Source organism: Streptomyces cahuitamycinicus (genome assembly GCF_002891435.1).
GTDB classification, from domain to species: Bacteria; Actinomycetota; Actinomycetes; order Streptomycetales; family Streptomycetaceae; genus Streptomyces; species Streptomyces cahuitamycinicus.
Map to the genome: position 1 here is coordinate 1 of NZ_POUC01000920.1, position 725 is coordinate 725.

Genomic DNA, 725 nt, shown 5'->3' on the forward strand with positions numbered 1-725 from the left:
CTCCCCGCCCACCCCTGGCAGCTCGACCTGGCCGGTGGGGAGCTCGCCGGAGCCTTCGCGGACGGCCGGCTCATCCGGCTCGGCACGACCGCCTTCGACACCTGGCCCACGGCCGCGATCCGCACGCTCTACGCACCGGAACAGGACCTCTTCCTCAAGTTCAGCCTGGACGTGCGCATCACCAACGACATCCGCCGGCTCTGGCGCCACGACCTGCTCGCCCTGCGCGGGACGGACGCGGCCGTGTGCGCCGCCTTCGCGACGTTCGACGGGCCCCCGGCCTGGCTCGCCGACCGCGGGTACCGCACCGCCGGCTTCGCCTTCGAGGCACTGGCCGTCCTCGTGCGCGACGGCTTCGGCGACCGCCTCCTGCCCGGCGCGACCCCGCTGCTCGCCGCCGGTCTGGTCGAGGGCTTCGACGGCAGCCCGCTCGACCGCGCCGCCGACCCGGGGGCCTGGTGGTCGGCCTACCTGGCCCGGGTCGTGCCCCCGGCGCTGACGGCGTTCGCCGAACACGGCGTCGTCATCGAGGCCCACCTGCAGAACACCCTGGTCGCCGTGGACGCCGGCGGCATGCCCGTGCAGGTGCTGTACCGGGACGCCGAGGGCGTGAGAATGCTGCCGGAGGTGTCGCGGCAGGCCGGCTGGGAGCGGCTCGTGTACTGCCTGGTCGTCAACCACCTGACCGAGATCGCCGGCGCCCTCACCGAACGGCACGCCGGTTT

The 725-nt window shown here is 74.3% G+C and carries 1 protein-coding gene; it reads left to right on the plus strand.

From position 1 onward, the window contains the following. A partial coding sequence (locus C1J00_RS43890) for an IucA/IucC family C-terminal-domain containing protein (RefSeq protein ID WP_281262810.1) occupies nucleotides 1-725 on the plus strand: 725 nt, incomplete at both ends.